This is a genomic window from Leucobacter fengyongliangi (genome assembly GCF_052386045.1).
Genome location: NZ_CM126356.1, coordinates 818,954 through 832,730, shown reverse-complemented (window position 1 = coordinate 832,730; position 13,777 = coordinate 818,954). Strand labels below are relative to the sequence as shown.

Genomic DNA, 13,777 nt, shown 5'->3' with positions numbered 1-13,777 from the left:
CTGATCGCGTGACCGCAGAAAGCCCAACGATGCCCCAGCCCTCGAACACTCGCCTGAAGTGGGAGATCGCCATCGTGCTCGCGCTCTCGTTCGGCGCGTCGGCGGTGTACGCGGTGGTTGCCATTGTCGAACGGGTGACCCGCGAGACTTCCCTCGCTTCCCAGACCGCGACGATCAATCGCGCGCTGTCAGAACGCCCGTGGTTCGACCTCGTCTACCAGCTGCTCGGCTTTACCTTCGGCCTCGCCCCGGTGGCGCTCGTCATCTTCCTCCTGTGGCGTGAACGGCGCCCACACCTGTCGCGTCTGGGGTTCGGTCGATCCACCGGGTTGAAACAAAGCTGGTGGATCACGGAGACCGGCGGAGGCGTGCTGCTTGCCGCCGCGATCGGCATTCCGGGTATCGGTTTCTACCTCGCCACGAAGGCGCTCGGTATCAACGTCACCGTGGTTCCGACGACCCTCGACACCGCATGGTGGACCGTGCCCGTGCTGGTGCTCGCCGCGCTGCGAGCGGCCCTGGGTGAGGAATTCATCGTGGTCGCCTACTTGTTCGATCGGCTGCGTCGACTCGGGCTGGGCACGACCACCATCATCGTGGTGAGTGCCGTGCTCCGCGGGACCTACCACCTGTACCAGGGATTCGGAGGGTTTCTGGGCAACGTGATTATGGGACTCGTGTTCGGGTGGATCTACCGGCGCACCGGTCGCGTGCTCCCGCTCGTCGTCGCGCACTGGGTGCTCGATATCGTGAGCTTTGCCGGGTACCCACTGGCCCTGGCTTGGTGGCCCGAGTTGTTCGGAGTGGCTACTTAGGAGCCGCTACAGCGGCCTGATGCTCTCGACCATCGCGGCCGAGAGGCCCCAGATTTCGTCATACAGTTCGGGGGCTTCGGCGCAACGCTGTGCGGGCTTCAAGACCTCAAACGATGCGTCGCCTACCCGCGAAATGCCCCACTCTGACCGCATCGCCGCACACGATTCCGGAAGCGAGCTGATGAGGGCCGAGTTGAGTACCAAACGACTATCTGCGTCGATAACGTAGCTCGTTTGTCCGAATCTCGTGCTGAGGTCGGCGGTAATTCCCCAGAAGGGCACGTCAAGCACCATCGTTGGCCCGACCTCAACCTGAGGCGGTTGATCATCTGCCGTTTCCGAGGGCTCAGGATCTGTCGAGGGCGACGGTGAGGCGGACGGCGTGGAGCCTGTCGTGGGTGTCTCGGTCGCCGTCGGTGCCGCGGTCGGTGTGGGCTCTGTTCCGCCCCCCAGCGCGTTCACGATGAAGATGGATGCGACCAGGGCGATGGCCACTCCTGCACCCACGATGATCCAGGGCAACATTTTTTTCCCCCCGGTGCCCCCCGTCACAGCGATCTTCTCGTACTCGTCGCTAGCGGGAGTACTTGCATCAGTGGCAGCCAGCAGGCCAAAGATCGAGGACTCGTCTGCCTGCGGAAGCGGAGCTGTGGGCGGGACCGACGAAGCCGGTACCACGGGCAACTCCGGCGCAGGCCGACTCGCCGCAGGCACTGGGGTCTGTGCGAATACTGGGATCGCGGGGGCGATCGGCTCCGCGGGTCGTGTGTCTGCGCTCTTTGGGGTCGGCATGTCGGCCTGTGAGAGTGGTTGCGTTGGTGGCTGAGGGTCGTTCATCGCCGCCGGCTGTGCCGAGCGCGCCGGCGTTCCGGCTGGCGGCAGCAAGAGCGGTGTCACGCCCGAGTCGGGTGACGAGGCCCGCTTCGGCTCAGGAAGCACCAGTGGCACAGGGTCAGCATCGGCCGCCTGTCGACGGCGCAAGCCGATCAACTCGTCGAAGCTGAGACCGGCTTGCTGGCCACCAACCGGTGCGGCAGGCCGAGCCGATTCACCGGGCTTCGAGGTCGCGGGGGGTTCGCCCGAAGTCGCTGGCTCAATTGGGTTGCTCTGCTGCTGAGGTTCGGGGTCGCCTTTGCTCGCCGACTCTAAGAACGCGCGCAGTTCCTCGTCATTCACCCTTTCAGACTACCGGGGAACAGCCTGTGGACGCGGCCGGGCGAGCTACACGAGCTCGGTAACTGCACCATTCTCTACGTGCCAACGCCGATCGAGCCTCACCGTGTGCAGCATTCGACGGTCGTGTGTGACCAGCAGCAGTGCACCCTTGTAGGTCTCTAGGGCCTGTTCGAGTTGCTCGATCGCCGGCAGGTCCAGATGGTTCGTGGGCTCGTCGAGAACGAGAACGTTGACGCCTCGGGCCTGCAAGAGCGCGAGACCGGTTCGCGTGCGCTCCCCCGGCGAAAGCTCACTCGCGGCGCGCGTCACGTGGTCGGCTTTCAACCCAAATTTCGCGAGCAGCGTTCGCACCTCGGCGGCTGACATCTCGGGCACGAGCGACTCGAATGTCTCAACGAGTGGGAAAGATCCCGCGAACAGGGAGCGGGCCTGATCCACTTCGCCGATCGCCACCGAGGTGCCGAGCGATGCGGAGCCGGAATCGGGAATCTGTCGCCCGAGAAGCACCCGCAGGAGCGTCGACTTGCCCGCACCGTTCGGGCCGGTGATCCCGATCCGCTCGCCGGCATTCAACTGCAGCGAGACCGGCCCGAGCGTGAACGCCCCCTGTTGGATCACGGCATCGTTCAGCGTCGCGACCACCGCGCTCGATCGCGGGGCTGTGCCGATCGTAAACTCAAGCTGCCATTCCTTACGCGGTTCCTCGACCTCCTCGAGGCGCCTGATCCGGCTCTCCATCTGACGCACTTTCTGCGCCTGCTTTTCGCTGGACTCGGTAGACGCTTTTCGCCGGATCTTGTCGTTATCAGGTGCCTTTTTCATGGCGTTTCGCACGCCCTGGCTCGACCACTCTCGTTGCATGCGCGCACGAGCCACGAGATCGGCTTTCTTCGCAGCGAAACCTTCGTAGTCATCCCGCTTATGCTGTCGGGCGATCTCGCGCTCCTCGAGATACGAATCGTAGCCGCCACCGAACACACGATTGCTGTGCTGCGCGAGATCGAGTTCGAGCACGCGGGTCACACACCGGGCAAGGAACTCGCGATCGTGGCTCACGAGCACGACGCCGCCTCGCAAACCCTGAACGAAGTTCTCGAGTCGTTCTAGACCGTCAAGGTCGAGATCGTTGGTGGGCTCATCGAGCAGCACGATATCAAATCGTGAGAGAAGAAGAGCAGCGAGCCCGACGCGCGCAGCCTGCCCGCCAGATAGCGAAGTCATGAGCGACTCCGGAGAGAGTCCGCTCACACCGTCCAGTGTCGCGGAACCTACGCCTGCAGCAGGCCTGTTCAATACCAGGCCCAGCTCTGCGAGTATCGCGGGCAACCGCTCTTCAAGATCTGCGGCTCCGCTCGCAAGCCAGCGATCAAGCGCGGCTGCATACACGTCGCCTGGGTCGGGGGTGCCTGGCGGCTGTGGCTCAAGATTTCCGAGCGCCTCGGCGGCCGCGTCCATCTCGCTCGTGGCACGCGCGCAACCCGTTCTCCGAGCGATATAGCCCGCGATCGTTTCCCCGGCGACTCGCTCGTGCTCCTGCGGGAGAAACCCCACAAACGCGTCGCTCGGTGCCAGACTCACCGTTCCCGCCTGCGGTTCGACCTCACCGGCGAGTATGCGTAGGAGCGTCGACTTTCCCGCACCGTTTACCCCCACCACTCCGATGACATCGCCCGGAGCAACCGTGAGGTTGAGACCGTCAAACAGGGTGCGGTGTGCGTAGCCACCAGCTAAGCCATGGGCTACGAGCGTTCCGGTCATCAGCCCAGCTTATTCAGTCCTGGAGAGGCGGGTGAACGGTCCCCCGAACGCTCACCTGAAGCCGGCGCCACTCAACGCTGTGCGAATGCCAGAATGTGCACGCGACTCTCTGGGGTGGCGGCACACTAGAGAACCTTCTTCACCACACTAGATTTCAATTGCATCTGACCGAACCCGGGTACCTTCGCATCAATGTCGTGATCTCCCACGCCGTCGGAGATCAACCGAATGCCGCGCACCTTGGTTCCGACCTTGACGACCCCGCCGCCTGCACCCTTGATCTTGAGGTCTTTCGTGATGGTGACGGTGTCACCGTCGGTGAGGACGTTGCCCACCGAGTCCCTGACAGCCGCCTCAGTCCCGACGGCCTCCGCTTCTTCAGCGGGAGCCCACTCATGCCCACACATGGGGCACACCAGCAACGAACTCTGCGTATAGGTATAGGATTCACCACACTCTGGGCACGGCGGCAGTGTGTCAGACATTGAGTTTCGTCTCCCTCGAATCACGACTGCACATCGTGAAAACCTCTTGTATGTGGGGGAACCCGGTGGTCCGAGCCATTCGCGCGACGCGCATCATCTTGGCCGGCGACACCAACGAAACGAATGAAGACCGATATCCACCCGAAGATGAGTGCGAAAACGACGATTTCGAATGCGGTGAGTCCGAAGAACCCTATAGAGAAGAGAATAGTCGAAAGCACCACACTGACGAGAAAAGCCACTGAAGCAACGAAATAAGCGCGAGGCATGCCACGGAGGATCCATGGCCCGGCACTCAGCAGGCCGAAATACATGACCGCCATCCCGCTCGCACAGAGATTGTGAATAATCAGGCTCACATTCACCGGAACTAGACCAACTCCCGCCAACATAATGCCCATAACAATGAACATCGCAGAGACAATCGTGGTACTTCTCCTGTTGGTGAGAATGCCGCGTTCCACGAGGGCACGCATGTCGTTGGCCAAATAGACGGCAAACGCGGTAACGAGCAGACCTGCGGCAATCAATGTGCCGTTAAACATGAAGCCCGACACACTCCAAAACGTGCCCAGTTGGCTGAAGTGAATCTTCCACCATGTGGGGTCCGGAGACGAGACCATTGCGGTGAGTGTGCCAATGACAACGAACGACATCAGCAAAGATGACATCCGACGCGTGGTCATACGCGAAACTGACAGATAGGTCATATGCGCGCTAAGCCCGACGCTGACTGCCATGAGTGCCGTGGACCAGAAGGGGTCAACTTCGAGCCCAATGAACCCACGACTCAGAATGAAAAACACTCCGAGCACGGTCAGCGCAGCAAGCACAACGTGCACCAGGACCACTGCGATGGTATTCACGGTGAAGATCGCCGCGGGCAGCGTCCCCCTCCACTCTTGCCCTTCCAGCCGACGCGCGCGCCAGTAGCCTATGGATCCCGCGACTGCAGAAACCAACCCGGCCACGATCGCGACTACTGTCCCGAAAGACAGATCCCCAAAGAGCGGGAGCGGCGGCCATCCAATCCCGAGAATTATGCCCACAATTGCGCCGATGCCGCCGGCTAGCAGCGCTAGATAGATCGCCTGCGACTCTATACGAAGGGTAAGTTGAGGCTCCGCCGCTCTTCTCTCGGAGAGGGGAATCGATGCGGTCCCGAGCTGCGCGCGTCGATCGGTCATTCTGAGTGTGCCTTCCAGTCAGACGTTGTGGGTCTCAGCATAGATGCACGGCTCACAACTGCTGCGGGTTCTCTCCGCGATGGCTGGCCCGTTCAGCTCCACCGGCACGCTACATTGCTCCCTCGCTGGCCCGCTGCCTGCGTGACTTCTTCGAGCAATCGAGATGGATGGCTGCACACTCAAACGGAACTAGATCTCGTTACCGACCTGCGGTACCGTGTCGCAGGCAACGGTGACGCCACTCACTCCAGCGGTGGTGCGGGCATCTGGTTGTCGCGACGTTCTGCTGCGGCGAGTCGCTTGCCGCGATGCACGCCCACCTCGAAGGCGGTCACAACAACGAGGGTCACGCCCACGAGCGGCAGTACGAACCAGATCATCACGTCTGTGAGGCCCTCGAGCGCATCGTGTTGGGTGGCAGCGAGCACGAGGTAAGCGGTGTACGCGACGTAGAGCGCCACAAACGTGCCCCCCTCCCAACGGGCAACGATAAACCCGGTGAAAGCGATCGGTAGCAGCGCGATCGAGGCGGCAAGCATGAGAGGCAGGTCGAGAGCGATCGCGGCGGCCGGCACGGGGATGCCCTGACCGAAGATGATCGCCGGTGCCCCGAGCACCATTCCGATGTTGAAGATGTTGCTGCCAACGATGTTACCGACGGCCATGTCTCGCTCACCTCGACGCACGGCAATGATCGACGTGGCGAGCTCGGGTAACGAGGTGCCGACGGCGACCACAGTGAGACCGACAATGAGGCTGCTTACTCCGAGCTCCGTTGCGATGCCCACCGCTCCGTTTACGAGCAGCTGCGCCCCGAGAACGAGAAGACCCAGGCCAACAACGAGCAACACGGAAGCAAGCCACAGGGGCGTCGGATTCCCCCTCGTAGCACTCGCGCTTGCGTCAGAGGATGCCTGAACGCGTGCAGTTCCGTTTGCCGCACCCTCGCGTCGCCCCACCGCGATGCTCATGACGGTGTGAACGACGAGGCCTGTGAGGAGCAGAAGGCCGTCGAGGAGCCCGATCTGGCCGTCGAGGCTGACCACGATGAGCAGAATCGACATGCCCACCATGACCGGCACATCGAACCGCACGATCTGCTTCTTAATGCTCAGGGGCAGCACGAGGGCCGAAATCCCGAGGATCAGCAGGATGTTGGCGATATTACTGCCCACGACATTGCCGAGCGCGAGATCGGGTTCATCGCGCAGAACGGCATCGACGGTCACGGCGAGTTCGGGTGCTGACGTCGCCGCAGAGACGACGACGAGGCCGACGATGAGCGGAGAAATGCCCACCCGTGTAGCGAGCGTGGATGCGCCACGGACGAGCGCCTCGCCTCCGGCGACCAGAATGACAATTCCGGCGATCACGAACACTGTGTCGAGCAGCACGAGGTAATTCTAGAGGATCCTCAGGTCGAGATCGCCCCACTGCTCAAAGGAGGAGCGGAAGACCGCCACACGCACGCTGAATCCCTGGCGCGTGGGCTCAGCGACTGCCCGGGGCACTCCAGAGGATGGCTACACGTTGAAGCGGAACTCGACCACGTCGCCGTCTTGCATGACGTAATCCTTGCCTTCCATGCGCGCCTTGCCCTGCGCCCGCGCATCGGCGACTGAGCCGGTCGCCACCAAGTCGTCAAACGAGATGACCTCGGCCTTGATGAAGCCCTTTTCGAAATCGGTGTGGATCACGCCCGCCGCCTGGGGCGCCTTCGAGCCCTTGCGAATCGTCCACGCGCGCGATTCCTTCGGCCCGGCCGTGAGGTAGGTCTGCAGGCCCAGTGTGTCGAAGCCGATGCGGGCGAGCTGATCCAGCCCGCTTTCTTCTTGACCGATCGAAGCCAACAGCTCCGCCGCGTCCTCGTCACTCAGTTCCATGAGTTCGCTCTCGAGCTTCGCGTCGAGGAAGATCGCCTTCGCCGGGGCAACAAGGGCCGCGAGCTCGGCGAGCCTCGTCTGATCGGCCAGCACTCCCTCATCGACGTTGAACACATAGAGGAACGGCTTCGCGGTGAGGAGGCCGAGCTCGCGAATGGGCTCAATATCAATGCCCGAATGCGACAGGAGCTTGCCGTCATTCAGCGCAGCCATCGCGGCCTGGGCGGTGGAGACTACCGAAGCATCGATCTTCTTCGATTTGAGTTCTTTCTCGTAGCGCACGAGCGCCTTCTCGACGGTCTGCAGGTCAGCGAGAATCAACTCAGTGTTGATCGTCTCCATGTCGCTAGAGGGATTCACCGCACCCTCCACGTGGATCACGTCGGGATCACTGAAGCCGCGCACCACCTGAGCGATTGCGTCGGCCTCACGAATGTTCGCGAGGAACTGGTTGCCAAGTCCCTCGCCCTCGCTTGCCCCGCGCACGATGCCGGCGATATCGACAAAGCTCACTGCCGCCGGGAGGATCCGCTCGGAGCCGAAGATCTCGGCGAGCTTCGTCAGCCGCGGGTCGGGCAGGTTCACCACCCCCACGTTGGGTTCGATCGTTGCAAACGGGTAGTTCGCCGCGAGCGCGTCGTTGTGCGTGAGTGCATTGAAGAGGGTGGACTTGCCAACGTTGGGCAGGCCGACGATTCCGATAGTGAGAGCCACGAGGGTCAAGTCTACCCGTGCTGTTCAACTCAAGACTGACCGCATTCGGCTGTCAGTGGCGTATGTCAAGATCTTTGGGTGCCAGTCGACTTCACCGCCATAGACTTCGAAACCGCCAACAGCCATGCGGCCTCCGCGTGCGCCGTCGGCCTCGTGCGTGTGCGCGATGGCAACGTGGTGGATCGCGCGAGCTGGCTCATTCGCCCGCCTGCGGGGCACGACGAGTTTCTCCGCTTTAACATCAAGATCCACGGCATCACACCCGAGATGGTGGAGGATGCCCTGGGGTGGGGCGAGCAACTGCAAGACCTTCGCGAGTTCATCGGTGACGACATCGCGGTGGCCCACAACGCTGGCTTCGACATGGGCGTGATCCGCGGAGCGTGTGCCGCAACGGTCACCCCGACACCAAAGCTGCGCTATCTCTGCAGCGTGCAGATCTCTCGCAAAACCTACGAGATCCCCTCACACCGACTTCCGCTGGCCGCTGCCGCAGCTGGCTATCACGAGTTCGCTCATCACGAGGCGCTCGCCGACGCGGAGGCGTGCGCGGCGATCATCAGCGATGCCGCGCAGCGGCACGAGGCACCAAACGTAGCCGCACTCGCAAAGGCCACTGGAGTCAAAATCCACCGTCTTACGGCGATCCCACTCGATCTGCGCTGACGCGCACATCCGACTAACTTCACGCGCACAAGACAGATGTGCAGCTCGGCCCGGATCCGTCGAACGGCCGGGCCGAGCCAGATTCCGGTTACTCCCAGCGGTGCGGGCGTTGATCGGTGATGACGCGGCGGATTGTGCCCGAGTGAGCTCGCATCACAATGCTCTCAGAGCGCAGGAATGGCCCTCGCCGTTGCACCCCGTCGAGGAAGTCAGCCGAGGTGATGCCCGTGGCCACGAAGTACGCGTTGTCGCTGCGCACCAGGTCGTTGGCGTGCAGCACGCGACCGAGCTCGTGGCCCGCGTCGAGCGCCCGCTCACGCTCTTCATCATCTTTCGGCCACAGCTTGCCCTGAATCACTCCGCCGAGCGCCTTCACTGCGCAGGCGGTGATGATGCCCTCTGGTGTTCCACCGATACCGACCGCCAGGTCAATACGCGAGTCCCACTGCGCCGCGTTCACACCTGCGGCGACATCACCATCCATGATGAGGCGAGTGCCTGCACCGGCCTCACGAATGTCAGCGATGAGCTGCTCGTGACGCGGTCGGTCGAGCACAGCGACGCGAATGTCAGAGACGCTCACACCCTTCACCCGTGCGAGCGCCCGAATGTTCTCTCCGATCGGCCGCTCGATATCGACGATGTCGACGCCCTCGGGCCCGCACACCAGCTTGTCCATATAGAACACCGCCGACGGGTCATACATACTGCCCCGATCAGCGACAGCGATCACGGATAGCGCGCCGGGGCGCCCCTCGGCGGTCAGCCGAGTTCCGTCAATCGGATCCACTGCGACGTCGCACTCGGCGCCCTCGCCATTGCCGACTTTCTCACCGTTGTACAGCCACGGCGCATCATCTTTTTCGCCCTCGCCGATCACGACGGTGCCATTCATCGACACGGTCGAGAGGAAACGCCGCATCGCATCGACAGCGGCGCCGTCGGCAGCGAGCTTATCACCGAGCCCCACCCACGGGGTTGCCCGGATGGCCGCGGCCTCAGTGGCACGCACCAGTTCCATGGCGAGGTTGCGATCGGGCTGCCATTCACCCAGTGAATGTTGTTCGCTCATGTTCTGAGGTCTCCGTGTCTGTGTTGGCGGCGGGCCGGGGCCCTCATTGCGGGGCGCAAGGCGATCCCCACCTAGCCTACCGTTTGCTGCCCAGCAACAACCGGGTTGCACCGCCTAGACTGAGGAACGATAAGGCACCCCTACTCAAGGAGCACCGATGCCCGTTGCAACACCTGAACAGTACGCCGCAATGCTTGACGCAGCAAAGACGGGTGGCTTCGCCTTCCCCGCAATCAATGTGTCGAGTTCGCAGACGCTGAACGCGGCACTGCAGGGGTTCGCCGAGGCGGGCAGCGACGGAATAATCCAGGTCAGCTTCGGGGGTGCCGACTACTTCGCGGGGCACACGGTGAAGAACCGCATCGGCGGCGCACTCGCCTTCGCAAAGTACGCGGAAGAAGTGGCGAAAGCCTACGACGTTACTGTCGCCCTGCATACCGACCACTGCCCGAAAGAGCACCTTGAGAACTTCGTGCTGCCGCTCGTCGCGGCGAGCGAGGAGCGGGTTGCCTCGGGCGGACTGCCCTACTTTCAGTCGCACATGTGGGACGGATCGGCGGTTCCACTCAGCGAGAACCTCGACATTGCGAAGCAACTCCTGCCCCGCATGGCTGCCATCGACGTGATCCTCGAGGTCGAGATTGGCGTGGTCGGCGGCGAGGAAGACGGCATCGTGCACGAGATCAACGAGCAGCTCTACACGACGCTCGACGACGCGATCGCCACGGTCGAAGCACTCGGGCTCGGGGAGCAGGGCCGGTACCTCACCGCGCTGACGTTTGGCAACGTGCACGGCGTGTACAAGCCGGGCGGTGTGAAGCTTCGACCCGAGCTCTTGGCCGAGATTCAGCACGGCCTCGCCGCGAAGTATGGCACGGGTGAGAAGCCGCTCGACCTGGTGTTTCACGGCGGATCGGGTTCCTCCCCTGAGGAGATCGCGGAGGCCGTTTCGCACGGTGTCATCAAGATGAACATCGACACCGACACGCAGTACGCATTCACGCGACCAGTCGCCGATTTCATCCTGAAGAACTACGACGGCGTCTTGAAGATCGACGGCGAGGTCGGTAACAAGAAGCAGTACGACCCACGGGCGTACGGCCGCCTGGGTGAGTCTGGCATGGCTCGACGGATTGCACAGGCCGCCGAGCAACTCGGTTCAGCAGGAAGGTCAGTGAGCGCCAAGTGACAACAGACGGCAAGACTCCCACTGAGCAAGAAGCGCCCGACCCTCGCCCGCGCCCCGCGTACGGCGAGTATGCGCCCGAGGGATGGGAGTGGACCCCGCCCGGCGAGGCAGCTCCCTCATCGTCCTCATCGTCGTCTCCCGCATCGCAGCACCCCAGGGGGAATACCCATGGCGGCGCCCCCACATCAACTCCCCCGGGCGGTGGCACAGGTCGCTTACCCGGCGTTCCCCACAACCTCGGTGCCCGGGGATCGGTGAGCTCGGAAGTGGCCGAGGCATCGCGCCCTGCCACGGTTACGGATGAGACAAACAACTCGCAGCACTATCGTGCTACGCCGGGGCAGCCCGGAGCGGTTCGCTCCGCTGGCGGCAGGCGACTCGGCGACCGCATCGTCACCATCGTGCTGCTCGTCGTCGGGGCGCTGGGTGCACTGAACTCGGCCGCATCCCTGTATTCGATGTCGAACGAGTTCGAGCGTTGGGGCCAGGTACTTGAAGTCGGAGGCTTCTCAGTACCCGCTTCCCTCACAACGCTCGGCACAGTTGGAGCGTTGCTTGTCCTTGCGGTGTATGCACTGACTGTCATCTATTCGGTGCAGCGCCTGCGCGCACGCAAGCTGACCTTCTGGGTACCACTTGTCGCCGCAGTCTTGGCGGGTATCATCACGTTCACGTTCATCATGATTGGGATCTACCAGGTTCCTGAGCTTCTGCAGCGACTCGCTGAGCCAGACGCAATGGAATTGATCCTGGGCTCGCTGTCGGCACCGCAATAGCCGCACACTCGGCACGTGCCGGATCCACGTCCCTGGAGCCCCACTGATCGTGCGGTGACCGAGGAGTGCGGTGCGTGCTTACGCTGACTCCGAGGAAGCGTGACGCCCCGCCGTCTGTGCGAGCGAATGACTGAGCATCGCGTCGGCACTGCGACGCACGAGTGTGTCGCGGCCACCTCCCCTGATAGCGATGTGGAGCCATTCCATTGTCGTGTCGAGCTGATCTGCCTGCTCGGCTGCATCGCTCAGGCCGCGCAGGAGCTCCTCTGGAACCTCGCGATCGTACTTGTAGTAGATCTTGTGCTCGAGGCTCGCCCAAAAATCCATTGCAATAGTGCGGATCTGAACCTCCACAATGGTCTGCACCGGCCCGCTGGAGAGGAATACCGGAACTTCAAGGAGCAGGTGAAGGCTGCGGTAGCCGTTTTCCTTGGGCTTGGCGATGTAATCCTTCACCTGATACACCGAAACGTCATCGTGAGCGGTGAGGAGTTCGAACACCCGGTACACATCGGACACGAAGGCGCAGACCACGCGCACCCCCGCAATGTCGGTGATCGTCTCGCGCACGCGCTCGGTCTCGAGCGGCACCCCGCGGCGCTGCATCTTCTCAATGATCTTGTCGGGGTCTTTCAGCCGGCTCGAAACGTGTTCGATGGGGTTGTACTCACCCGTCTGCGTGAATTCCTCCTGCAGGATGTTGAGCTTCGTCATGACCTCGTCGATGGCGAATTTGTAGGGCATGAGGAATCGCGACAGGCTGTCACGCACCTGGCGACGCCCCTCGAGCGCCTCAAGGTCGATTTGCGACAGGTCTATGGGCCCGGTGAGCGGGCGCACCGCGTGCGGCTGCGCGCCAGTCGCGGCGTGGCCAGTCGGGCCGGTCGTCGTTTCAGTCACCCTTAGACGTTACCTGTTCGTGATGTAGTGCGCGTGTGAATGAGCTTCGCGTCGCCGCTACGAGCGCACGCGACCACCCAGAGCGCGTGCGTCGCGCTTGCCGGAGGCATCTTGACGCAGTTCCTTAGGCAACGAAAACACCAGGTCTTCTTCCGCCGTAACCGTCGCACGTACGTCTGAGTAGCCTGCATCTGCCAGATCGTCGAGCAGCTCCTGCACGAGCACCTCCGGCACCGAGGCGCCGCTCGTGACGCCGACGGTGTTCACTCCGTCGAGCCACTCTTGCCGCACCTCACTCGCGTAGTCGACCCGGTAGGCGGCCTTCGCTCCGTACTCAAGTGCGACCTCGACGAGGCGCACGGAGTTCGACGAGTTCGCCGAGCCCACCACGATAACCAGGTCGGCCTGGGGCGCAATCTTCTTAATCGCGACTTGACGATTCTGGGTCGCGTAGCAAATGTCATCACTCGGGGGATCTTGCAGGTGAGGAAACTTCTCGCGCAATCGCCGCACGGTCTCCATCGTTTCGTCAACCGAAAGGGTGGTCTGCGACAGCCAGATCAGCTTTTCCGGGTCTTGCACCTCAAGGCTGTCCACGTCTTCGGGCGAGTTCACGATCGTGATGTGTTCGGGCGCCTCGCCGGCGGTGCCTTCGACCTCCTCGTGCCCGGTGTGGCCAATCAGCAGAATCTCCATGTCCTGCTTCGCGAACCGCACGGCTTCTCGGTGCACCTTCGTGACGAGCGGGCAGGTTGCGTCGATCGCCTGCAGCCCACGGTCTGCAGCGGCCTGCACCACCGCAGGAGACACTCCGTGGGCGGAGAACACCAAATTCGCCCCCTCGGGAACCTCGTCGACCTCCTCCACGAAAACCGCACCCATCTTTTCGAGGGTCTGCACAACGTGCATGTTGTGCACGATCTGCTTACGCACATAGACGGGGGCGCCGAACCGCTCCAGGGCCTTTTCGACGGCAACGACCGCGCGATCCACCCCCGCGCAATACCCACGCGGCGCGGCGAGCAGCACGCGCTTCTCGCCTGCAACGGGAAGGTCTTTGAGGCGGCCTGCCGCCCGACGAATGCGCGGCATCGCGAGGCTCACCACGGGTGCGCCAATGGTGCGCTGATCTTGCACGGAAGCGATATCAGACATG

At 62.7% G+C, this 13,777-nt stretch carries 13 protein-coding genes; 4 read left to right on the top strand and 9 right to left on the bottom strand.

What is annotated here, in order from left to right; translation table 11 throughout:
- Nucleotides 1–29: 29 nt before the first annotated feature.
- Nucleotides 30–815: a CPBP family intramembrane glutamic endopeptidase gene (locus ACTNFK_RS03925; protein ID WP_433647615.1), complete on the top strand. Its 786-nt coding sequence runs from the start codon at nucleotides 30–32 to the stop codon at nucleotides 813–815.
- A gap of 6 nt (nucleotides 816–821) precedes the next feature.
- Here ACTNFK_RS03925 and ACTNFK_RS03920 read toward each other — a convergent pair whose 3' ends face one another.
- From ACTNFK_RS03920 to ychF, 6 genes are all read right to left on the bottom strand, one after another.
- A complete protein-coding gene (locus ACTNFK_RS03920; RefSeq protein ID WP_433647562.1) occupies nucleotides 822–1,991 on the bottom strand; it encodes a hypothetical protein in 1,170 nt (389 codons plus the stop codon).
- Nucleotides 1,992–2,036: 45 nt separating this feature from the next.
- On the bottom strand, nucleotides 2,037–3,749 hold the full coding sequence (locus ACTNFK_RS03915) for an ABC-F family ATP-binding cassette domain-containing protein (protein WP_433647563.1): 1,713 nt from the start codon (nucleotides 3,747–3,749) through the stop codon (nucleotides 2,037–2,039).
- A 125-nt stretch (nucleotides 3,750–3,874) separates the two neighbouring features.
- Nucleotides 3,875–4,234: a zinc ribbon domain-containing protein YjdM gene (locus tag ACTNFK_RS03910; protein WP_433647564.1), complete on the bottom strand. Its 360-nt coding sequence runs from the start codon at nucleotides 4,232–4,234 to the stop codon at nucleotides 3,875–3,877.
- Between the two features lie 20 nt (nucleotides 4,235–4,254).
- Nucleotides 4,255–5,421 carry a DUF998 domain-containing protein gene (locus ACTNFK_RS03905; RefSeq protein WP_433647565.1) on the bottom strand — a complete coding sequence of 389 codons (1,167 nt, stop codon included), beginning with the start codon at nucleotides 5,419–5,421 and terminating at the stop codon, nucleotides 4,255–4,257.
- A 242-nt stretch (nucleotides 5,422–5,663) separates the two neighbouring features.
- On the bottom strand, nucleotides 5,664–6,815 hold the full coding sequence (locus ACTNFK_RS03900) for a calcium/sodium antiporter (protein ID WP_435937151.1): 1,152 nt from the start codon (nucleotides 6,813–6,815) through the stop codon (nucleotides 5,664–5,666).
- Between the two features lie 129 nt (nucleotides 6,816–6,944).
- A complete protein-coding gene (gene ychF, locus ACTNFK_RS03895; RefSeq protein ID WP_435937150.1) occupies nucleotides 6,945–8,018 on the bottom strand; it encodes a redox-regulated ATPase YchF in 1,074 nt (357 codons plus the stop codon).
- Nucleotides 8,019–8,096: 78 nt separating this feature from the next.
- Here ychF and ACTNFK_RS03890 point away from each other — a divergent pair, with 78 nt between their 5' ends.
- Entirely contained in the window at nucleotides 8,097–8,684 is a 588-nt protein-coding gene (locus tag ACTNFK_RS03890) for a 3'-5' exonuclease (protein WP_435937149.1), read from the top strand.
- 88 nt (nucleotides 8,685–8,772) lie between these two features.
- Here ACTNFK_RS03890 and glpX read toward each other — a convergent pair whose 3' ends face one another.
- Complete coding sequence (glpX, locus tag ACTNFK_RS03885) at nucleotides 8,773–9,756, bottom strand: class II fructose-bisphosphatase (protein ID WP_435937148.1); 984 nt, start codon at nucleotides 9,754–9,756, stop codon at nucleotides 8,773–8,775.
- 157 nt (nucleotides 9,757–9,913) lie between these two features.
- Between glpX and fbaA the strand changes: the two genes are divergently transcribed.
- Nucleotides 9,914–10,945 (top strand): class II fructose-bisphosphate aldolase, encoded by a 1,032-nt coding sequence (fbaA, locus tag ACTNFK_RS03880; protein WP_435937147.1) that lies wholly within the window; start codon nucleotides 9,914–9,916, stop codon nucleotides 10,943–10,945.
- A complete protein-coding gene (locus tag ACTNFK_RS03875) occupies nucleotides 10,942–11,721 on the top strand; it encodes a DUF6264 family protein (RefSeq protein WP_435937146.1) in 780 nt (259 codons plus the stop codon). Before fbaA ends, ACTNFK_RS03875 begins: the two co-directional genes overlap by 4 nt.
- Before the next feature lie 78 nt (nucleotides 11,722–11,799).
- Here ACTNFK_RS03875 and ACTNFK_RS03870 read toward each other — a convergent pair whose 3' ends face one another.
- Together ACTNFK_RS03870 and ACTNFK_RS03865 are read right to left on the bottom strand one after the other, a co-directional pair.
- Complete coding sequence (locus ACTNFK_RS03870; protein ID WP_435937158.1) at nucleotides 11,800–12,540, bottom strand: GTP pyrophosphokinase; 741 nt, start codon at nucleotides 12,538–12,540, stop codon at nucleotides 11,800–11,802.
- Nucleotides 12,541–12,678: 138 nt separating this feature from the next.
- A complete protein-coding gene (locus ACTNFK_RS03865) occupies nucleotides 12,679–13,713 on the bottom strand; it encodes a 4-hydroxy-3-methylbut-2-enyl diphosphate reductase (RefSeq protein WP_435937157.1) in 1,035 nt (344 codons plus the stop codon).
- Nucleotides 13,714–13,777: the final 64 nt, after the last annotated feature.

Bases quoted from the DNA above. Each gene is read 5' to 3' on its own strand.
- ACTNFK_RS03925 (WP_433647615.1), top strand. From the start codon at position 30: ATGCCCCAGCCCTCGAACACTCGCCTGAAGTGGGAGATCGCCATCGTG.
- ACTNFK_RS03915 (WP_433647563.1), bottom strand. From the start codon at position 3,749: ATGACCGGAACGCTCGTAGCCCATGGCTTAGCTGGTGGCTACGCACAC.
- ACTNFK_RS03910 (WP_433647564.1), bottom strand. From the start codon at position 4,234: ATGTCTGACACACTGCCGCCGTGCCCAGAGTGTGGTGAATCCTATACC.
- ACTNFK_RS03905 (WP_433647565.1), bottom strand. From the start codon at position 5,421: ATGACCGATCGACGCGCGCAGCTCGGGACCGCATCGATTCCCCTCTCC.
- glpX (WP_435937148.1), bottom strand. From the start codon at position 9,756: ATGAGCGAACAACATTCACTGGGTGAATGGCAGCCCGATCGCAACCTC.
- fbaA (WP_435937147.1), top strand. From the start codon at position 9,914: ATGCCCGTTGCAACACCTGAACAGTACGCCGCAATGCTTGACGCAGCA.
- ACTNFK_RS03865 (WP_435937157.1), bottom strand. From the start codon at position 13,713: ATGCCGCGCATTCGTCGGGCGGCAGGCCGCCTCAAAGACCTTCCCGTT.